Origin of the sequence: Bacillus sp. PS95 (assembly GCF_037963565.1) — a bacterium.
GTDB lineage: Bacteria > Bacillota > Bacilli > Bacillales > Bacillaceae > Bacillus > Bacillus subtilis.
This window is the reverse complement of the sequence record NZ_CP150160.1, coordinates 3424059-3443543: the sequence shown is the minus strand read 5'-3', so window position 1 is coordinate 3443543 and position 19485 is coordinate 3424059. Positions and strand designations below refer to the sequence as shown.

The window sequence follows — 19485 nt, the reverse complement described above, 5'->3', positions numbered from 1 at the left end:
CACTTATTTAAAGGAGGAAACAATCATGGCAGTAAAAGTCGGTATTAACGGTTTTGGTCGTATTGGACGTAACGTATTCCGCGCAGCATTAAACAATCCTGAAGTTGAGGTAGTAGCGGTTAACGATTTAACAGATGCTAACATGCTGGCTCACCTTTTACAATATGATTCTGTACACGGAAAATTAGACGCTGAAGTTTCAGTTGACGGTAACAACCTTGTTGTTAACGGCAAAACAATTGAAGTTTCTGCAGAACGCGATCCTGCTAAACTTAGCTGGGGCAAACAAGGCGTTGAAATCGTAGTTGAATCTACTGGTTTCTTCACAAAACGCGCAGACGCTGCGAAACACTTAGAAGCTGGCGCGAAAAAAGTAATCATCTCTGCTCCTGCTAACGAAGAAGATATCACAATCGTTATGGGTGTTAACGAAGATAAATACGATGCGGCTAACCACGATGTTATCTCTAACGCATCTTGCACAACAAACTGCCTTGCGCCGTTTGCAAAAGTACTTAACGATAAATTCGGCATCAAACGCGGTATGATGACAACTGTTCACTCTTACACAAACGATCAGCAAATCCTTGATCTTCCGCACAAAGACTACCGTCGTGCGCGTGCAGCAGCTGAAAACATCATCCCCACATCAACTGGTGCTGCTAAAGCAGTTTCTCTAGTTCTTCCTGAACTAAAAGGCAAACTGAACGGTGGAGCAATGCGTGTTCCAACTCCAAACGTTTCTCTAGTTGACTTGGTTGCTGAACTGAACCAAGAAGTAACAGCTGAAGAAGTAAACGCAGCTCTTAAAGAAGCGGCTGAAGGCGACCTTAAAGGAATCCTTGGCTACAGCGAAGAGCCATTAGTTTCTGGCGACTACAACGGAAACAAAAACTCTTCTACAATCGATGCTCTTTCTACAATGGTTATGGAAGGCAGCATGGTAAAAGTAATCTCTTGGTACGATAACGAAAGCGGCTACTCTAACCGCGTTGTTGACCTTGCAGCTTACATCGCAAAAAAAGGTCTTTAATTTATAGCTGAAAAAGGACCTGACTTGGTTCTTTCGAATAGAAGCGCTATAATGAAAGCGGACAAGGGAAGGGGACGGACTCCCTTTCCCTTTTTCCATGAAGACCGGCTTTCAGAAAACGCTCTGTGATAGAGAAACGACCGCGTTTTAAGCAGCTTTGCCGGCGCTTTCGCCTAAGGCCGCTGCCCTGGCTTTTAGACGAACTGCCCTGTGCCGAAAAAGACTGCGATCTGCCCTAGCGGAGTTATCGCTTGAACAGACGGTTTCACGTTTTTCGTGCTGTATGCAAACCATTTTGAAGGAGGATCTCCTAGGCATGAATAAAAAAACTCTCAAAGACATCGACGTAAAAGGCAAAGTTGTATTCTGCCGCGTTGACTTTAACGTTCCAATGAAAGACGGGGAAGTAACAGACGATACACGTATCCGTGCTGCGCTTCCAACAATCAAACACCTTGCAGACCAAGGCGCAAAAGTCCTTCTTGCGAGCCACTTAGGCCGCCCGAAAGGCGAAGTGGTTGAGGAGCTTCGTTTAACTCCTGTCGCTGCACGTCTCGGCGAACTGCTTGGCAAAGAAGTGAAAAAAGCGGATGAAGCATACGGCGATGCTGTAAAAGCACAAATTTCTGAGATGAAGGACGGAGACGTTCTTGTATTGGAAAACGTACGTTTCTATCCTGGTGAAGAGAAAAATGACCCTGAGCTTGCAAAAGCATTTGCTGAGCTTGCAGATGTATATGTAAATGACGCATTCGGTGCTGCCCACCGTGCTCACGCATCTACAGCTGGAATTGCCGAGCATCTGCCAGCAGTTGCAGGTTTCTTAATGGAAAAAGAGCTTGATGTACTTGGAAAAGCGGTTTCCAATCCTGACCGCCCGTTCACAGCGATCATCGGCGGAGCGAAAGTAAAAGACAAAATCGGTGTAATCGAAAGTCTTCTTGATAAAGTAGACAACCTGATCATCGGCGGAGGTCTTGCTTATACTTTCGTAAAAGCGCTTGGCTATGAAGTCGGGAAATCTCTTCTTGAAGAGGATAAAATCGAGCTTGCGAAATCATTTATGGACCGCGCTAAAGAAAAAGGCGTTAACTTCTACATGCCTGAAGATGTACTCGTTGCAGATGATTTCTCTAACGATGCAAACGTGAAAATTGTGCCGATCTCTGAAATCCCTAGTGATTTAGAAGCAATCGACATTGGTACGAAAACACGCGAAACGTATGCTGACGTCATCAAAAACAGCAAACTTGTCGTGTGGAACGGACCAATGGGCGTATTCGAAATCGACTTGTTCGCTCAAGGAACAAAAGCGGTTGCGGAAGCATTGGCAGAGGCGAAAGATACATACTCTGTCATCGGCGGAGGAGACTCTGCGGCAGCGGTTGAAAAATTCGGCCTTGCTGACAAAATGAGCCACATCTCAACAGGCGGCGGCGCATCCCTTGAGTTTATGGAAGGCAAAGAGCTTCCAGGGGTAGCTGCACTGAACGATAAATAATCTCAAAACTGCTATAAGGAAGTGGAACAGATGAGAAAACCAATTATCGCCGGTAACTGGAAAATGAACAAAACACTCGGCGAAGCTGTCAGCTTCGTTGAAGAAGTGAAATCTTCCATTCCAGCAGCAGACAAAGCTGAAGCTGTTGTTTGCGCGCCAGCGCTTTTCTTAGAAAAGCTTGCTTCTGCTGTGAAAGGCACTGACCTAAAAGTCGGCGCTCAAAACATGCACTTCGAAGAAAGCGGCGCGTTCACAGGCGAAATCAGCCCGGTTGCTCTGAAAGACCTTGGCGTTGACTACTGCGTCATCGGCCACTCTGAGCGCCGTGAAATGTTCGCTGAAACTGATGAAACAGTTAACAAAAAAGCACACGCAGCTTTCAAACACGGCATTGTGCCGATCATCTGTGTAGGTGAAACGCTTGAAGAGCGTGAAGCCGGCAAAACAAATGATCTTGTTGCTGACCAAGTGAAAAAAGGCCTTGCTGGTCTTTCTGAAGAACAAGTTGCTGCTTCTGTTATTGCGTATGAGCCAATCTGGGCAATCGGAACAGGCAAATCTTCTACAGCGAAAGATGCGAATGACGTGTGTGCGCATATCCGTAAAACCGTCGCTGAAAGCTTCAGCCAAGAAGCTGCAGACAAGCTTCGCATCCAATATGGCGGAAGCGTAAAGCCTGCAAACATTAAAGAATATATGGCAGAGTCCGATATTGACGGTGCTTTGGTCGGCGGCGCGAGCCTTGAGCCACAGTCATTCGTTCAATTATTGGAGGAAGGTCAATATGAGTAAAAAACCAGCTGCACTCATCATTCTTGATGGGTTCGGATTACGTAACGAAACAGTAGGGAACGCAGTCGCTTTAGCGAAAAAACCGAATTTTGACCGCTATTGGAACCAGTATCCTCATCAAACATTGACTGCTTCAGGCGAGGCTGTAGGTCTTCCTGAAGGGCAAATGGGGAACTCCGAAGTAGGTCACTTAAATATCGGTGCGGGACGTATTGTGTACCAAAGCTTAACACGCGTAAATGTTGCCATTCGCGAAGGAGAGTTCGAACGCAATCAAACATTCCTTGACGCGATCAGCAACGCGAAAGAAAACAACAAAGCCTTGCACCTGTTCGGTCTTTTATCTGACGGAGGCGTGCACAGCCATATCAATCATTTATTCGCACTGTTAAAGCTTGCGAAAAAAGAAGGGCTGACAGAGGTTTATATCCATGGCTTCCTTGACGGTCGTGATGTAGGTCCGCAGACAGCGAAAACGTACATCAACCAGTTGAACGATCAAATCAAGGAAATCGGTGTAGGTGAAATCGCCAGCATTTCCGGACGTTACTACTCTATGGACCGCGACAAACGCTGGGACCGTGTAGAAAAAGCGTACCGCGCAATGGCGTACGGCGAAGGCCCATCTTACCGCAGCGCCCTGGATGTTGTTGATGATTCATATGCAAATGGTATCTACGATGAATTCGTGATTCCATCTGTCATTACAAAAGAAAACGGTGAGCCTGTTGCGAAAATCCAAGACGGCGATTCTGTGATTTTCTATAATTTCAGACCGGACCGCGCCATCCAGATTTCCAACACGTTCACAAACAAAGACTTCCGTGACTTCGACCGCGGCGAGAATTATCCAAAGAACCTGTATTTCGTCTGCCTGACTCACTTCAGTGAAACAGTTGACGGCTATGTAGCGTTTAAACCGATAAATCTTGATAACACAGTCGGAGAAGTATTATCTCAGCACGGGTTAAAACAGCTTCGAATTGCAGAAACTGAAAAGTATCCGCACGTCACGTTCTTTATGAGCGGCGGCCGTGAAGCTGAATTCCCGGGTGAAGAGCGTATTCTCATCAACTCGCCTAAAGTTGCAACGTATGACTTGAAGCCTGAGATGAGTGCGTATGAAGTGAAGGACGCGCTTGTCAAAGAAATTGAAGCTGACAAGCATGACGCGATCATTCTTAACTTCGCAAACCCTGATATGGTCGGCCACTCCGGAATGGTTGAACCAACAATTAAAGCAATTGAAGCAGTGGACGAATGCTTGGGCGAAGTCGTTGACGCGATCCTTGCTAAAGGCGGACACGCTATCATTACCGCTGATCACGGTAATGCTGACATTCTGATTACAGAATCAGGCGAACCGCACACTGCGCATACAACAAACCCAGTCCCTGTGATTGTAACGAAAGAAGGCATTACGCTGCGTGAAGGCGGAATCCTAGGCGACCTTGCACCAACGTTATTAGACCTTCTTGGTGTTGAAAAACCGAAAGAAATGACAGGAACATCTTTAATTCAAAAATAATTTGAAAATCAAAAGGAGAGACAAAACTCATGCCATACATTGTTGATGTTTATGCACGCGAAGTATTAGACTCCCGCGGCAACCCAACAGTTGAAGTTGAAGTATATACAGAAACAGGAGCTTTCGGCCGCGCATTAGTGCCAAGCGGAGCTTCTACAGGTGAATACGAAGCGGTTGAGCTTCGTGACGGCGACAAAGACCGTTACCTTGGAAAAGGCGTGTTAACAGCTGTTAACAACGTAAACGAAATCATTGCTCCAGAGCTTCTTGGCTTTGATGTAACTGAACAAAACGCAATCGATCAGCTTTTAATCGAGCTTGACGGTACTGAAAACAAAGGCAAACTTGGTGCGAACGCAATCCTTGGCGTATCTATGGCTTGTGCGCGTGCTGCTGCTGATTTCTTACAGATTCCTCTTTACCAATACCTTGGAGGATTCAACTCAAAAACGCTTCCTGTACCGATGATGAACATCGTAAACGGCGGAGAGCATGCTGATAACAACGTGGATATTCAAGAATTCATGATCATGCCTGTAGGTGCTCCTAACTTCCGTGAAGCACTTCGCATGGGCGCTCAAATCTTCCACAGCCTGAAATCAGTATTAAGCGCAAAAGGCTTAAACACTGCTGTAGGTGACGAAGGCGGATTCGCTCCAAACCTTGGTTCTAACGAAGAAGCGCTTCAAACAATCGTTGAAGCAATCGAAAAAGCCGGCTTCAAACCTGGCGAAGAAGTTAAACTTGCTATGGATGCTGCATCTTCTGAGTTCTACAACAAAGAAGACGGCAAATACCATCTGTCTGGCGAAGGCGTTGTGAAAACATCTGCTGAAATGGTTGACTGGTATGAAGAGCTTGTTTCTAAATACCCAATCATCTCTATCGAAGACGGACTTGACGAAAACGACTGGGAAGGCCACAAGCTTCTTACTGAGCGTCTTGGCAAAAAAGTTCAGCTTGTTGGTGACGACCTCTTCGTTACAAACACGAAAAAACTTTCTGAAGGTATTAAAAACGGCGTAGGCAACTCTATCCTGATCAAAGTAAACCAAATCGGTACATTGACTGAAACATTCGATGCGATCGAAATGGCGAAACGCGCAGGCTATACAGCTGTTATCTCTCACCGTTCTGGTGAAACTGAAGACAGCACAATCGCTGACATCGCTGTGGCAACAAACGCAGGACAAATCAAAACAGGTGCTCCGTCTCGTACGGACCGTGTTGCGAAATACAACCAGCTTCTTCGCATCGAAGATCAGTTGGCTGAAACTGCTCAATACCACGGTATCAACTCTTTCTACAACTTAAACAAGTAATAAAATGACCGCCGGGATTTTCTCTCGGCGGCTTTTTTTATGCTTTCAGAGATCCAAATAAAGCCTCACCATATCACGGCATTGAATGCCGTTTTCAAAAATCTCCTCGTCGTAGTGTCTGATAAAAAAATCATGGTCGATCGCTTGAAGGCGAAATCCGCATTTTTGATATAGAGACAATTGATGGATGCTTGAATTTCCAGTACCTATTTCAATCACCTTTGCTCCCATGTGTTTCGCTTTTTCAATGGCGTCGAGGATAAGAAGCTTGCCAATGCCCTGTTTTTGCATTGTTTGTTTTACTGCGATGTTAACGATTTCTACCGTTTGTGGCCTAGTTGTGATGATCACGTATACACCAGCTAATTCGCCTGATATATAACCTGTGTAGCATTCTCCTCTGACCAAGTAGTCATCAACAATTTCTTTTGACGGATCGGCGAGCAGCAGAAGCTCATACAGCGGTTGATCAAAGTTTGTTGCTTTTTGAATGGTGAGGTGTTGCATTATCATTCCACCTTTTCATAGTTTATAGAGATATTTTCATGATTTTCTCCAATTTCTTACCATTCTATTATAAAATATGTAACATAGGAAATAAGCACAAAATATAGCGGGTAACAAACAGGAGGAAAGCCACATGTTTTGTAAGGAATGCGGTCAAAAAAATAATGAAGGAGCCAAGTTTTGTAAACAATGCGGCACCCCGGTCGGAGGGGGCAGCAAACAGGCGAATCAAGAAACAGCTAGCACTGCAGAAACAAGGCAGGCTCCGCGAAAACCGATCCCTAAGAAAACCATCATTTTATGGAGCAGCATTGCCGCGGCGTGCGTTATATTATTCGCCGCATATAAAACCGGAGCGTATTTTACTTCAAAGGATAGGTTAGTCGACAAGTTTGAACAGGCCGTAAATGATGGGGATCAGGACCAAATCGCGACTCTACTTACACCGGTAAATGACAATCTTAAACTCACTAAAAATAATGTAAAACCGTTTCTTACATATTTGAAGGATCATCCAGACAAAAAAGATGAACTTTTTGCATCGCTGCGTGATGAAACAGCCCAGAAGGATATCGTATATGCAGAAAAAGACGGAAAAAGCCTGCTGGTATTTGACCATTATGACTTAAAGGTAGCACCTGTTTATTTTGAAGTGAGCAGCAATTATAAAAATACCGATCTATATGTCAATAAAGAGGAAGCCGGATCTGTAAAGAAAGCAGATCAAGCACAAACCCTCGGTCCGTACATTCCCGGCGAATATACAGTCTCAGCCAAACTGAAAAACGATGTCGTTGACCTTGTGAAAAAGGAAGACATTCAGGCGATTGGCGATAACAGCTTTCGTGTTGATCTCTCATTGGAAGCAGACGATGTGACATTCAGCTTAGCGGATGACATCAAGAGCGGGAAGGGAGATTTGCTGATTAACGGTAAATCAATTCATAAAGATCCATTCAAAACTTTTACATATGGCCCTCTTTTGACTGATGGCAGTATGACGGCGACTGTGAAAACTGACTTTCCATGGGGAAAGCAAATGACTGATGCAATGCCAATTACAGGTAGCGACATGAAGATGAGATTAGTTCCTGATAAAGAAACAAAAGAAAACATCATAGAAACCATTAATAAGGCGACTGAGCAATACACGGCTGCCTTTTCCAATGGGAAAACCGAACAGATGACAAAAGCTGTATCCGATGTTAAAGCTCAAACGAAAAAACAAATTTCAGAGATGAAGAGCAATCATATGTATTATAAGGATAAATATATAGAAACAGATTACGATCTTGATTCATTTGCTATTTCACAAAGTGACAAGGGACAATGGATTGTTTCAGTGAACGGAAATGAACTTCACGAATCAGCTTATTTTGATGATTATACAGAACCTGAGATGAAACAAGAACATACAGCTTATCGTTATTATTTGTCGTATGATAAAAAACAAAAAGAATGGAAGCTTGAGAGTGCGGAGACCACTTCTGATTCCATAGGAGACCATATAAAAACTCTTAAAAATGAAAATCCTAAAATATACACCTCCGCTTGGGCGTCATCAAATGAGGCCAAAGTTAATTCCGACACACTTACAAAAGAGCAAGTGACATCATTTATGGTTGATTATCTGACAAATCAATCAAGTGCTGTGAGTTTAAATGAATTTGCAGTGATGGAAGGTAATTTGGAAAAAGGAAGCACATTATATGCTGATCAGCAGAAACTAGTTAAGAAATTGTATAGCGAGGGGACGACTGAAGTATTTATTGATGTAGAGGTCAAAAGCTTTAGCCAAAGCGGCTCGAATATCACAATTAAAACATACGAAGAATTCGAAATCACAAAATCAGGCGGCAGTCCAAAGCTCAGAACATATAACTGGACCTACACCGGCGTAGTGAAGAACGGAAGAATTTACTTAACGTCTATTCAATAAAACAACCCCATCACCAGCAGGTGATGGGGTTGTTTTTAAAAGAGCATATAACGGAAAATTTCTTTGACATAGTGTTCGATAATAAGCTGAAATGTAACGCAGATGATCAGATAAATTACAATCGTTGAGTAAATGACATCAACCTTCCCTTTATATGAATGCTGGTAACTGCTCAGCATCGCAGGAGGAATGGCGAAGAATGCACCGATTAAACCAACGGCTAATATAGTAAAGCAAATGTCTGTATGTAATAAAAAGAAGAAAAGGGCAAGAATCAAAATAGCCGTAAACGGTATGAGAAACGCTCCGAATCTTGAGAATGAATCCTTGAAAGATACTTGGTTTCCCGCGATTTTCAGGGCGAAAAAGATGCATGCATGCAGGCCAAATAGAAATAAAATAAAATAAATGGTTGGTTCTAAGAAGATTGCTGTAAAGCTTACGCTTCCGGGACCGTCTGAAAAAAGAATATAAAACATCAAAGGGGTCAGCAAACTGAAAAGGACCATCGTAATGATTGCGCTGATCAGCTGTTCTCCGCCTGTTGCTTTACATTCCTGATAAGGGCGTTTCAGGACGGATAAGACAAATGAACCGAACTGTTTTGCTGCTTGCTTTGCAGCGGCTCCAGTTTGAGCTGCATGCTGGTGGCCTGATTGACCGGGGAGCGGTGATCCGCATTTCTCACAAAAATTTCCGCCATCTGTTTGATGGCCGCATTGAGGACAATACATAAAATAACTCCTTTATCTGTAATATAGGGAAAATAGACTAATAGTTTTATTATAAAAGAAAAAAGTTGTAAAGTAATCAATATTCATACAAAAAAAGACACGAGCCCGATAGCAGCTGTGTCTTTTTTATCTAGTTATTAATATATTTCTCAAATACATCCCCAAAATCCTTAATATGATACTGCGAGCGAACGGATGTCAGCCAAGTAAAACCGAATTCGGTCAGCTCTTTGTATTGCGTTTCAATATTGACGTGCTCAGGGCGGGTATGGTGAAGAATCGTCACTGCTTTATCTAAGCTTTGCTCCGCTTGATTGATTAAAATGTCATTTTCATAGGTTGTTTCAGCGATGCGAAGCAGTGCTTTATAAAGGTCTTTTAACTTTTCAATCTGGTCTTTGTGGACATCAATGTCGAATTGTTCTCCGCCTAGCTTAAACTTTATTTCAACATCCAAATCCACTTTTCCGGCAGTTTCAAGAAAAACGTCAGAGATTTTATATTGCGAATAAGGATAGCGTTTCAACGTTCGTTTCGAGGAAGTGGCGCGTTCGCCGTCTACATGGATCAGGGCCAGGTTCGTAAAGCAATACTCGTCTGCTTTTGTTTTAATCAAGAAATAAATTTTCTCATTATCTTCATGCATGACATAATCATCTGCGTCTGTTTTGTCATAGTCCTGAGGTTCGATAATTTTTCCGATATCAGATAAGCCCAAGGCATCTGCCGCAATTTTTTTGAACATCTGTATACGTCCTTCCTATTCAATTTGTCACTTCATTGTAGCATGGCGCGTTTCTGACAGGCTATAAAGGTTTACCGGGAAATCGCCTCCGGGTAAAAGGGTGGAGAATCATTCTATTTCCTGTGCAGAGACTATCAACAAGGAGGTATATGATGTTCTCATTCATCGTTCACGTCTTCATTTCTTTATTCGCAGTATCGAATCCGATCGGAAACGTACCGATATTTCTGACGCTGACAGAAGGCTATACTGCAGCGGAAAGAAAAGCGATTGCCCGGAAGGCAGCTATTTTATCCTTTTTTATTCTTGCGGCTTTTTTGGTTTTCGGCCATCTTATCTTTAAACTGTTTGATATCAACATTCACGCGCTCCGAGTGGCGGGCGGCATATTCATTTTCGGCATTGCCTATAATCTATTGAATGCGAAAGAATCACACGTGCAATCTCTTCACCATGATGAACATAAGGAAAGCAAGGAAAAAGCGGATATATCAGTCACACCTTTATCCATTCCGATTATTGCTGGGCCCGGAACGATTGCAACAGTGATGAGCCTTTCCGCCGGTCATAGCGGCATTGGTCATTATGCGGCTGTCATGATCGGCATAGCCGCCGTTATTGCCCTGACCTTTCTCTTTTTCCACTATTCTGCTTTTATCAGCAGCAAACTCGGAAAAACCGAGATGAATGTGATTACCAGACTGATGGGATTAATCTTAGCCGTGGTTGCGGTCGGGATGATTGGTGCGGGGCTGAAAGGCATGTTTCCGGTCTTAACCTCATGATGCAAAAAGCAGCTCTCTTATTTTAGAGAGCTGCTTTCTTTTGTTTTCGGCACATACCGAAAGACTTCCTCACTCTCAAAAAATTCAATCAACCTGCTCAGCCAATCATAGTAATGAAGCCATTCTTTTAATTCATTCAGCAGCTGATTGACTTTCTCTTCCGCTTCCGGGGTAAGCCCGTCCCTTTGTAAAAGATCACTCAGCTCCCGGTTTAATTTTTTATACAGCACTTTGTTTTTGCTCACGACCTTTGTCCAATTCGCCGCGAATAAAGAAATGAAGGTTTGATAATAATCCTGCTCGACGTCATAAAGGTCTTTTCGTACGCCTTTTTCAAACACCTTTTCGGCGATATTGGCATCGATCATTTCCCGGACAACCTGGCTCATCCGTGTTTTGCTCATGCCCGTTGCCTCAGAGAGCTCGCTTAAGGTCATTGGTTTTCGATTCATATAAATAATTCCGAGCACACGTCCGACAGTTGAAGGCATTCCAAACGTATGCATATTTTCGGCAATCTTCTCAATGAGATGCTCTTCAGCATGTTCAATGATGTCGAGAGCGGTTTTTTTCACAGCTGATCATCCCTTCAAATGGCAATTGATGGTGTCAATATATCATATTTCTTCCTGGTGTTGAAAATAGCTGAATGCAGAGGAAGTGGGAGGTATCCGGCGTAATTGTAAGAACACCCTTTCCGTCTCGGTCATAACAATAAATAATCTATAAATAACATATAATTTCAACACATTGTAAACTTTTTATTTTACAAAGTTCAAACTATAATAAGGATTATACTTTTCAGAAAATTTAAAGGAAACCTGCGGAGGTGCACGGATTGCTGAAATTGGAACAAGTGTCAAAAGTATATAAAGGCGGCAAAAAAGCTGTGAACAGCATTGATTTAGATATTGCCAAAGGTGAATTTATCTGTTTTATCGGCCCGAGCGGCTGTGGAAAAACGACGACGATGAAGATGATCAACAGACTGATAGAACCATCGTCTGGAAGGATCTTTATCGACGGAGAAAATATTATGGAACAGGACCCGGTTGAGCTGAGGAGAAAAATCGGCTATGTGATTCAGCAGATTGGTTTGTTCCCCCATATGACCATCCAGCAGAACATCTCACTCGTACCAAAGCTGCTGAAATGGCCTGAGGAAAAACGGAAAGAACGGGCGCGCGAGCTGTTAAAGCTTGTGGATATGGGCCCAGAGTATTTAGACCGTTATCCGCATGAGCTCAGCGGCGGACAGCAGCAGAGAATCGGCGTGCTGCGCGCCCTGGCAGCGGAACCCCCTCTCATTTTAATGGATGAACCGTTCGGAGCGCTTGATCCGATTACGCGTGATTCCCTTCAGGAAGAATTCAAAAAACTGCAGAGAACCTTAAACAAAACGATTGTGTTTGTAACCCACGATATGGATGAAGCGATTAAGCTTGCCGACAGGATTGTGATATTAAAAGCGGGAGAAATCGTTCAAGTCGGCACACCTGATGAGATTCTTCGAAACCCGGCAAATGAGTTTGTTGAAGAATTTATCGGGAAAGAGCGCCTGATTCAGTCAAGACCGGATATCGAGCGGGTAGAGCAAATGATGAACAGAACGCCGGTGACGGTATCTGCGGACAAAACGCTTTCTCAGGCGATTCAGCTGATGAGAGAAAAACGTGTTGACTCGCTGCTCGTTGTGGACCGGCAAAACGTGCTGAAGGGCTATGTTGATGTGGAAATGATTGATCAAAACCGCAAAAAAGCGAGCATCGTTGGCGATGTATACCGCTCAGATATATATACCGTTCAAAAAGGGGCGCTACTTCGCGATACAGTCCGAAAAATTTTGAAGCAGGGGATCAAGTATGTTCCGGTGGTCGATGAACAGAACCATTTAGCAGGGATTGTGACAAGAGCGAGCCTCGTTGATATCGTATACGATTCCATTTGGGGCGACGAGGAAAACCAGCTCATGACGATCTGACCAGGGGAGGAGCTCTTTTAAGATGAATCAAATGATGACTTTTTTGCAAACGAACGGCGGAGAGCTGCTGTATAAAACAGGAGAGCATTTATATATTTCACTCATAGCCGTTGTATTGGGCATTATCGTTGCAGTGCCGCTCGGCGTTGCTCTTACCAGAATGAAAAAAGGCGCAGGTGCGGTTATCGGTTTCGTAAACATTGTGCAAACCCTGCCGAGTCTGGCGATTTTAGCCTTTTTTATTCCGCTTCTCGGCGTAGGAAAAGTGCCTGCGATTGTCGCTTTATTTTTCTATTCGGTGCTGCCGATCCTGCGCAATACGTATACCGGCATTAAAGGTGTAAATAAAAACCTCCTGGAATCGGGGAAAGGAATTGGCATGACCGGCTGGGAGCAGATTCGGCTCGTTGAAATTCCGCTGGCGATTCCCATCATCATGGCGGGGATCCGTACATCAACGATCTATCTAATTGGCTGGGCGACACTTGCGTCGTTTATCGGGGGAGGCGGCCTCGGGGACTATATTTTTATCGGACTGAACCTATACCAGCCTGAATATATCATTGGCGGTGCCGTGCCTGTCACAATTCTGGCAATTATTATTGATTATGTGCTGGCTGTGACAGAACGAAAGGTGACGCCGAAAGGCTTGCAAGGGATGAAGGAAGTTTCGTAAGGAGTTGGCACTGTTGAAAATGACAAAAATCAAATGGCTTGGCGCGTTTGCTCTCGTCTTTGTCATGCTGCTAGGCGGCTGCTCTCTGCCGGGTCTAGGCGGCGCTTCTGACGATACGATCAAAATCGGGGCGCAGAGCATGACAGAATCAGAAATTGTAGCGAATATGATCGCGCAGCTTATTGAACATGATACAGATTTGAATACTGCTTTAGTGAAAAACCTCGGCTCAAACTATGTTCAGCACCAAGCGATGCTGGGCGGTGACATTGATATTTCAGCCACGCGCTATTCCGGAACAGATTTAACAAGCACCCTCGGCAAGGAAGCGGAGAAAGATCCGAAAAAAGCGCTGAACATTGTGCAGAACGAGTTTCAAAAGCGCTTTTCTTATAAATGGTTTGATTCCTACGGCTTTGATAACACATATGCCTTCACCGTAACAAAAAAGTTTGCGGAAAAGGAGCATATTAACACCGTGTCTGACCTGAAGAAAAATGCTTCCCAATATAAATTAGGCGTCGACAATGCTTGGCTGAAACGAAAAGGCGACGGGTATAAAGGCTTTGTCAGCACATATGGCTTTGAGTTCGGCACAACTTATCCAATGCAGATCGGGCTAGTCTATGACGCAGTCAAAAACGGGAAAATGGATGCGGTTTTGGCTTATTCAACGGATGGACGGATTAAAGCATATGATCTGAAAATCTTAAAAGATGATAAGCGTTTCTTTCCGCCGTATGACTGTTCACCGGTGATTCCGGAAAAGGTGCTTAAGGCGCATCCGGAACTTGAAGGTGTGATCAATAAGCTGATTGGGCAAATCGACACGGAAACGATGCAGGAACTTAATTATGAGGTGGATGGCAAGCTGAAGGAGCCGTCTGTCGTAGCAAAGGAATTTTTAGAGAAACATCATTATTTTGACTAAGAAAAGAGGTGGATCATATGGAAGTACTACAGCAGCTTGGCACATACTATTCGCAAAACGGCGGTTACGTGCTGCAGGAGTTTTACCGCCATTTTCTGATGTCGGTGTATGGCGTTTTATTTGCCGCCATTGTTGGAATTCCGCTCGGCATCCTGATAGCCAGATACAGAAGATTAAGCGGATGGGTTTTTGCGGTCACGAATGTCATTCAGACCATCCCGGCTCTCGCCATGCTCGCCGTGCTGATGCTTGTCATGGGGCTGGGCGCTAATACGGTGATATTGTCATTATTTCTGTATTCTCTTCTGCCGATTATCAGAAATACGTATACTGGGATTATCAGTATTGAGCACGCCTATCTTGAATCCGGAAAAGCAATGGGGATGACAAAATTTCAAGTGCTGCGGATGGTCGAGCTTCCGCTTGCGCTTTCTGTCATAATGGCCGGCCTGCGCACCGCGCTTGTCATTGCCATCGGCATTACGGCCATCGGGACATTTGTCGGTGCTGGCGGTCTCGGGGACATCATCGTCAGAGGATCAAACGCCACAAACGGAACCGCGATTATATTAGCGGGAGCGATCCCCACAGCTCTGATGGCGGTGATTGCCGATTTGGTCATGGGCTGGCTTGAACGAGCATTAAGCCCGATTAAAAAGAGAAAGAAGAAAAATCTGGCAGGTGCCGCATAAGAAAAAACGCCTTGTAATGACAGGGCGTTTTTTACGGCTTCGGCACATATTTAAAAATTTCTTCGCTCTCAAAAAACTCAATCAAACGGCTGAGCCAATTATAATAATCAAGCCATTCCTTTAATTCTTTCAGCAGTTCATTCACTTTTTCTTCCGCTTCAGGAGTAAGCTCTTCATCCAACACGCTAAGCAGTTCCCGATTGAGTTTTTTATGCATCATTTTGTTTTTGCTGACGACTTTGCTCCAGGTGGCTGAAAACAGCGTGATAAATGTTTGATAGTAGTCCTGCTCAACCTCATATAAATCTTTTCGCACGCCTTTTTCGAACACCTTCTCGGCAATGTTGGCATCAAGCATTTCCCGCACTACCTGGCTCATGCGTGTTTTGCTCATGCCGGTAGCCTCAGATAATTCCGTAAGCGTCATCGGTTTTCGATTCATATAAATAATGCCCAGCACTCGTCCGACGGTAGAGGGCATTCCAAATGCATGCATGTTTTCCGCGATTCTTTCTATAAAATGGTCCTCGGCTTGTTCAATGATCGTTAACGGATCTTTCTCCAACGGTTTCATCCTTTCAGCTAACAATTCCGATGTCAATATACCACATTTTTGATACGGCGAAAATGCTGTCAAAAGAGAATTTGGCAGGAAATTGGAGCAATAAGGAGATCAACACACGTCAATGCGGGTAAATCAGCGTTTACACATACTTTATAAATAATATGAACAAATTGTAAACTTTTTATTTTATAAACTTTATTCTATAATGGGAAGCATTCAATTGTCTGAAAAATTAAATTTAAACTGAACAAATTGAATAAACTTAATTTTGGAGGTGCGATGTTTGCTGACATTAGAAAATGTCTCGAAAACATACAAGGGCGGCAAAAAAGCTGTGAACAACGTAAATCTTAAGATTGCAAAAGGCGAATTTATCTGCTTTATTGGGCCGAGCGGCTGCGGAAAAACGACAACAATGAAAATGATTAACCGATTAATTGAGCCTTCCGCCGGAAAGATTTTCATTGACGGCGAAAACATCATGGACCAGGATCCTGTAGAGCTCAGGCGCAAAATTGGCTATGTGATTCAGCAGATCGGCCTGTTTCCCCATATGACCATTCAGCAGAATATCTCACTCGTCCCAAAACTGCTGAAATGGCCGGAGCAGCAGCGGAAAGAGCGGGCGCGTGAGCTTTTAAAATTGGTCGATATGGGGCCAGAATATTTAGACCGTTACCCTCATGAATTAAGCGGGGGGCAGCAGCAGCGAATTGGTGTATTACGGGCACTTGCCGCGGAGCCGCCGCTTATCTTAATGGATGAACCGTTTGGGGCACTCGACCCGATTACGAGGGATTCCCTCCAGGAAGAATTTAAAAAACTGCAAAAAACCTTACATAAAACCATCGTATTTGTTACCCACGATATGGATGAAGCGATTAAGCTGGCAGACCGGATTGTGATTTTAAAAGCGGGAGAAATCGTTCAAGTAGGAACGCCCGATGACATTTTAAGAAATCCGGCAGACGAATTTGTTGAGGAATTTATCGGCAAGGAGCGGCTGATTCAGTCATCCAGCCCGGATGTTGAACGGGTTGACCAGATTATGAACACACAGCCTGTAACGATCACCGCGGATAAAACGCTTTCTGAGGCCATTCAGCTGATGAGGCAGGAACGGGTCGATTCATTGCTGGTCGTCGATGACGAGCACGTTCTGCAAGGCTATGTCGATGTTGAAATCATTGATCAATGCCGGAAAAAGGCCAATCTCATAGGTGAGGTTTTACATGAAGATATATACACAGTACTGGGCGGCACACTGCTGCGCGACACGGTCCGCAAAATTTTAAAACGGGGTGTCAAATATGTTCCCGTTGTGGATGAAGATCGACGCCTGATCGGAATTGTGACGAGGGCAAGTCTGGTCGACATCGTGTATGACTCCCTCTGGGGAGAAGAAAAGCAGCTCGCAGCATTGTCATAGGGAGGGGCGATAAGTCATGCATCATATTGTTCAATTTTTGCAAACCAATGGGGGCGAGCTTCTTTATAAAACATACGAGCATATTACGATATCGCTCATTGCTGTGATCTTAGGTGTGCTGGTTGCCGTCCCCCTCGGAGTTGTGCTTACCAGAATGAAAAAAGGAGCCGGCACCATTATCGGCATTGTCAATATCATTCAGACGCTGCCGAGTCTGGCCATCCTCGCTTTTTTTATCCCGCTCCTTGGTGTAGGAAAGGTTCCGGCCATTGTGGCTTTGTTTTTCTATTCCGTATTGCCGATTCTTCGCAACACGTATACCGGCATTCGCGGCGTCAACAAAAATCTGCTCGAGTCTGGCAAAGGCATCGGAATGACGCCGGCTGAACAAGTCCGCTTGGTGGAGCTGCCGCTTGCCGCGCCAGTGATCATGGCGGGAATCAGAACATCGACGATTTACTTAATCGGCTGGGCCACGCTTGCTTCCTTTATCGGAGGCGGCGGATTGGGTGATTACATTTTTATCGGACTGAATTTATATCAGCCGGAATATATCATCGGGGGCGCGGTACCTGTCACGATATTGGCAATTGTGATTGATTATGTGCTGGCAGTTGCTGAACGAAAACTGACACCTGCCGGCATGCAGAGATTGAAGGAATTGTCATAAGGAGGCGGCTCATGAAAAGAAAATATCTCAAATTAATGATAGGTTTAGCACTTGCGGCAACGCTGACGCTGAGCGGATGTTCGCTTCCTGGTCTCAGCGTTGCTGCAGACCAGACCATTAAAATCGGCGCGCAAAGCATGAGCGAATCAGAAATCATCGCCAGCATGCTTGGTCAGTTGATCGAACACCATACAGATCTCAAAACAACAACGATTAAAAATCTTGGCTCCAACGCGGTGCAGCAGCAGGCTTTAATGAATGATGAAATCGACATTGCGGCCACAAGATATACGGGAGACGCGCTGACAGGCACGCTGAGAATGGAACCTGAAAAAGATCCGGACAAAGCGCTGGCGCTTACTCAGCGGGAGTTTAAAAAAAGATATGATTTAAAGTGGTATGACTCCTACGGGTTTGATAATACATATGCCTTTACAGTCAGCAAGGAGCTGGCCGACCAATACCATTTAGAGACCGTATCAGACGTTAAAAAATGGGCGCCGCAATTAAAGCTGGGCGTTGACAACTATTGGATGAAGCTCAAAGGAAACGGCTATCAGGATTTTACGAAAACCTACGGCATGACATTCGGCGGCACGTATCCGATGCAGATCGGCCTTGTGTACGACGCGGTGAAAAACGGAAAAATGGACATTGTGCTTGCGTATTCAACCGATGGAAGAATCAAGTCCTATGGTCTCAAAATGCTAAAGGATGACAAACAATTTTTCCCGCCGTACGACTGCTCTCCGGTTGTTCCGGAAAAGGTGCTCAAAGAACATCCTGAGCTTGAAGGCATCATCAAGAAAATGCTCGGAAAAATCGACACAGCCACGATGCAGGAGCTTAACTATGAAGTCGACGGCAATCTCAAAGAACCGTCTGTCGTTGCCAAGGAATATTTAGAAAAACATCACTACTTCGAATCGTGAAAGGGGGAAGAGGTCAATGAACGTGCTTGAACAGTTAATGACGTATTACGCGCAGAATGGCAGTTACGTCATGGATGAATTCGGCCGCCACTTTCTCATGTCGGCTTACGGCGTTTTATTTGCCGCTGTCGTCGGGGTTCCGGCCGGAATCCTCATCGCGCATTTTCGCCGTTTGTCAGCCTGGGTGTTTGCCGTAACAAACGTTATTCAAACAATCCCGGCGCTCGCTATGCTGGCCGTCTTAATGCTTGTTATGGGGCTCGGCGCAAATACCGTGATTCTATCATTATTTCTGTATTCCCTGCTGCCGATTATTCGAAACACGTACACAGGCATTATCAGTATTGAGCATGCCTACTTAGAATCGGGAAAAGCAATGGGCATGACGAAATTCCAAGTACTCAGAATGGTTGAGCTCCCGCTCGCACTTTCTGTCATTATGGCGGGCCTTCGCACGGCTCTCGTCATTGCCATCGGAATTACAGCGATCGGCACATTTGTCGGTGCCGGAGGCCTTGGGGACATGATCGTCCGCGGCTCAAACGCGACAAACGGAACAGCCATTATTCTAGCCGGAGCGATCCCGACTGCGGTGATGGCGGTAGGAGCTGATTTGCTTATGGCTTGGCTGGAGCGGGCATTAAGTCCGGTGAAGAAAAAAAGAACCGGGGCAAAACACGTTCAATCAGCTGCATAGAATAGAAAAAGAGGCTGGACTCCAGC

20 protein-coding genes are annotated in these 19485 nt (G+C 44.7%); 15 read left to right on the top strand and 5 right to left on the bottom strand.

Annotated features, from left to right (window positions below):
* Positions 1-25: 25 nt before the first annotated feature.
* From gap to eno, 5 genes are all read left to right on the top strand, one after another.
* Positions 26-1033 carry a type I glyceraldehyde-3-phosphate dehydrogenase gene (gap, locus tag NSQ12_RS18015; protein WP_003219957.1) on the top strand — a complete coding sequence of 336 codons (1008 nt, stop codon included), beginning with the start codon at positions 26-28 and terminating at the stop codon, positions 1031-1033.
* Between the two features lie 316 nt (positions 1034-1349).
* Positions 1350-2534: a phosphoglycerate kinase gene (locus NSQ12_RS18010; protein WP_003243051.1), complete on the top strand. Its 1185-nt coding sequence runs from the start codon at positions 1350-1352 to the stop codon at positions 2532-2534.
* Positions 2535-2564: 30 nt separating this feature from the next.
* Entirely contained in the window at positions 2565-3326 is a 762-nt protein-coding gene (tpiA, locus tag NSQ12_RS18005; RefSeq protein WP_003243394.1) for a triose-phosphate isomerase, read from the top strand.
* Positions 3319-4854: a 2,3-bisphosphoglycerate-independent phosphoglycerate mutase gene (gene gpmI, locus NSQ12_RS18000; RefSeq protein ID WP_014480918.1), complete on the top strand. Its 1536-nt coding sequence runs from the start codon at positions 3319-3321 to the stop codon at positions 4852-4854. The genes tpiA and gpmI overlap by 8 nt, the downstream gene beginning before the upstream one ends.
* A gap of 29 nt (positions 4855-4883) precedes the next feature.
* Positions 4884-6176, top strand: coding sequence for a phosphopyruvate hydratase (gene eno, locus NSQ12_RS17995; RefSeq protein ID WP_003228333.1), 1293 nt, complete (start codon positions 4884-4886; stop codon positions 6174-6176).
* 45 nt (positions 6177-6221) lie between these two features.
* Here the strand turns inward: eno and NSQ12_RS17990 are convergent, their stop codons facing one another.
* Positions 6222-6683, bottom strand: coding sequence for a GNAT family N-acetyltransferase (locus NSQ12_RS17990; protein WP_014480917.1), 462 nt, complete (start codon positions 6681-6683; stop codon positions 6222-6224).
* 133 nt (positions 6684-6816) lie between these two features.
* Here NSQ12_RS17990 and NSQ12_RS17985 point away from each other — a divergent pair, with 133 nt between their 5' ends.
* On the top strand, positions 6817-8622 hold the full coding sequence (locus NSQ12_RS17985; RefSeq protein WP_339175289.1) for a zinc-ribbon domain-containing protein: 1806 nt from the start codon (positions 6817-6819) through the stop codon (positions 8620-8622).
* A gap of 35 nt (positions 8623-8657) precedes the next feature.
* Here NSQ12_RS17985 and NSQ12_RS17980 read toward each other — a convergent pair whose 3' ends face one another.
* Together NSQ12_RS17980 and NSQ12_RS17975 are read right to left on the bottom strand one after the other, a co-directional pair.
* Positions 8658-9356: a zinc ribbon domain-containing protein gene (locus tag NSQ12_RS17980; protein ID WP_029318392.1), complete on the bottom strand. Its 699-nt coding sequence runs from the start codon at positions 9354-9356 to the stop codon at positions 8658-8660.
* Positions 9357-9486: 130 nt separating this feature from the next.
* Entirely contained in the window at positions 9487-10101 is a 615-nt protein-coding gene (locus NSQ12_RS17975; RefSeq protein WP_003243118.1) for a PH domain-containing protein, read from the bottom strand.
* Positions 10102-10250: 149 nt separating this feature from the next.
* On the opposite strand from NSQ12_RS17975, the gene NSQ12_RS17970 reads away from it, so the two are divergent.
* Positions 10251-10886 carry an NAAT family transporter gene (locus NSQ12_RS17970; RefSeq protein WP_010886614.1) on the top strand — a complete coding sequence of 212 codons (636 nt, stop codon included), beginning with the start codon at positions 10251-10253 and terminating at the stop codon, positions 10884-10886.
* Positions 10887-10903: 17 nt separating this feature from the next.
* Here the strand turns inward: NSQ12_RS17970 and opcR are convergent, their stop codons facing one another.
* The gene (gene opcR, locus NSQ12_RS17965; protein ID WP_003228345.1) at positions 10904-11461 is read right to left on the bottom strand and encodes an opuC operon transcriptional regulator OpcR; all 558 of its coding nucleotides are present in this window, start codon (positions 11459-11461) and stop codon (positions 10904-10906) included.
* A gap of 263 nt (positions 11462-11724) precedes the next feature.
* Here opcR and opuCA point away from each other — a divergent pair, with 263 nt between their 5' ends.
* Genes opuCA through opuCD form a run of 4 tightly spaced genes read left to right on the top strand, consistent with a single transcriptional unit; the run spans position 11725 to position 15166 of the window.
* Complete coding sequence (opuCA, locus tag NSQ12_RS17960) at positions 11725-12867, top strand: osmoprotectant ABC transporter ATP-binding protein OpuCA (protein WP_003243370.1); 1143 nt, start codon at positions 11725-11727, stop codon at positions 12865-12867.
* A gap of 22 nt (positions 12868-12889) precedes the next feature.
* The gene (gene opuCB, locus NSQ12_RS17955) at positions 12890-13543 is read left to right on the top strand and encodes a glycine betaine/carnitine/choline/choline sulfate ABC transporter permease OpuCB (RefSeq protein ID WP_003228349.1); all 654 of its coding nucleotides are present in this window, start codon (positions 12890-12892) and stop codon (positions 13541-13543) included.
* Positions 13544-13562: 19 nt separating this feature from the next.
* The gene (opuCC, locus tag NSQ12_RS17950; protein ID WP_015384655.1) at positions 13563-14474 is read left to right on the top strand and encodes an osmoprotectant ABC transporter substrate-binding lipoprotein OpuCC; all 912 of its coding nucleotides are present in this window, start codon (positions 13563-13565) and stop codon (positions 14472-14474) included.
* Between the two features lie 17 nt (positions 14475-14491).
* Complete coding sequence (gene opuCD / locus NSQ12_RS17945) at positions 14492-15166, top strand: glycine betaine/carnitine/choline/choline sulfate ABC transporter permease OpuCD (RefSeq protein WP_014478003.1); 675 nt, start codon at positions 14492-14494, stop codon at positions 15164-15166.
* Positions 15167-15197: 31 nt separating this feature from the next.
* On the opposite strand, the gene NSQ12_RS17940 is transcribed toward opuCD, so the two are convergent.
* Complete coding sequence (locus NSQ12_RS17940; protein ID WP_014478002.1) at positions 15198-15731, bottom strand: GbsR/MarR family transcriptional regulator; 534 nt, start codon at positions 15729-15731, stop codon at positions 15198-15200.
* A 283-nt stretch (positions 15732-16014) separates the two neighbouring features.
* Here NSQ12_RS17940 and opuBA point away from each other — a divergent pair, with 283 nt between their 5' ends.
* The 4 genes from opuBA to opuBD are packed head-to-tail and all read left to right on the top strand — an operon-like array spanning position 16015 to position 19459.
* Complete coding sequence (opuBA, locus tag NSQ12_RS17935) at positions 16015-17160, top strand: choline ABC transporter ATP-binding protein OpuBA (RefSeq protein ID WP_163182232.1); 1146 nt, start codon at positions 16015-16017, stop codon at positions 17158-17160.
* A gap of 16 nt (positions 17161-17176) precedes the next feature.
* Positions 17177-17830 (top strand): choline ABC transporter permease OpuBB, encoded by a 654-nt coding sequence (opuBB, locus tag NSQ12_RS17930; protein ID WP_003228370.1) that lies wholly within the window; start codon positions 17177-17179, stop codon positions 17828-17830.
* An 11-nt stretch (positions 17831-17841) separates the two neighbouring features.
* A complete protein-coding gene (gene opuBC, locus NSQ12_RS17925) occupies positions 17842-18762 on the top strand; it encodes a choline ABC transporter substrate-binding lipoprotein OpuBC (RefSeq protein ID WP_339175286.1) in 921 nt (306 codons plus the stop codon).
* Positions 18763-18778: 16 nt separating this feature from the next.
* Positions 18779-19459 (top strand): choline ABC transporter permease OpuBD, encoded by a 681-nt coding sequence (opuBD, locus tag NSQ12_RS17920; protein ID WP_003228374.1) that lies wholly within the window; start codon positions 18779-18781, stop codon positions 19457-19459.
* The last annotated feature ends 26 nt before the right edge of the window (positions 19460-19485 follow it).

Coding starts and splice junctions, on each gene's coding strand:
- gap (WP_003219957.1), top strand. CDS start 26: ATGGCAGTAAAAGTCGGTATTAACGGTTTTGGTCGTATTGGACGTAAC.
- NSQ12_RS18010 (WP_003243051.1), top strand. CDS start 1,350: ATGAATAAAAAAACTCTCAAAGACATCGACGTAAAAGGCAAAGTTGTA.
- tpiA (WP_003243394.1), top strand. CDS start 2,565: ATGAGAAAACCAATTATCGCCGGTAACTGGAAAATGAACAAAACACTC.
- gpmI (WP_014480918.1), top strand. CDS start 3,319: ATGAGTAAAAAACCAGCTGCACTCATCATTCTTGATGGGTTCGGATTA.
- eno (WP_003228333.1), top strand. CDS start 4,884: ATGCCATACATTGTTGATGTTTATGCACGCGAAGTATTAGACTCCCGC.
- NSQ12_RS17990 (WP_014480917.1), bottom strand. CDS start 6,683: ATGCAACACCTCACCATTCAAAAAGCAACAAACTTTGATCAACCGCTG.
- NSQ12_RS17985 (WP_339175289.1), top strand. CDS start 6,817: ATGTTTTGTAAGGAATGCGGTCAAAAAAATAATGAAGGAGCCAAGTTT.
- NSQ12_RS17980 (WP_029318392.1), bottom strand. CDS start 9,356: ATGTATTGTCCTCAATGCGGCCATCAAACAGATGGCGGAAATTTTTGT.
- NSQ12_RS17975 (WP_003243118.1), bottom strand. CDS start 10,101: ATGTTCAAAAAAATTGCGGCAGATGCCTTGGGCTTATCTGATATCGGA.
- NSQ12_RS17970 (WP_010886614.1), top strand. CDS start 10,251: ATGATGTTCTCATTCATCGTTCACGTCTTCATTTCTTTATTCGCAGTA.
- opuCB (WP_003228349.1), top strand. CDS start 12,890: ATGAATCAAATGATGACTTTTTTGCAAACGAACGGCGGAGAGCTGCTG.
- opuCC (WP_015384655.1), top strand. CDS start 13,563: ATGACAAAAATCAAATGGCTTGGCGCGTTTGCTCTCGTCTTTGTCATG.
- opuCD (WP_014478003.1), top strand. CDS start 14,492: ATGGAAGTACTACAGCAGCTTGGCACATACTATTCGCAAAACGGCGGT.
- opuBB (WP_003228370.1), top strand. CDS start 17,177: ATGCATCATATTGTTCAATTTTTGCAAACCAATGGGGGCGAGCTTCTT.
- opuBC (WP_339175286.1), top strand. CDS start 17,842: ATGAAAAGAAAATATCTCAAATTAATGATAGGTTTAGCACTTGCGGCA.
- opuBD (WP_003228374.1), top strand. CDS start 18,779: ATGAACGTGCTTGAACAGTTAATGACGTATTACGCGCAGAATGGCAGT.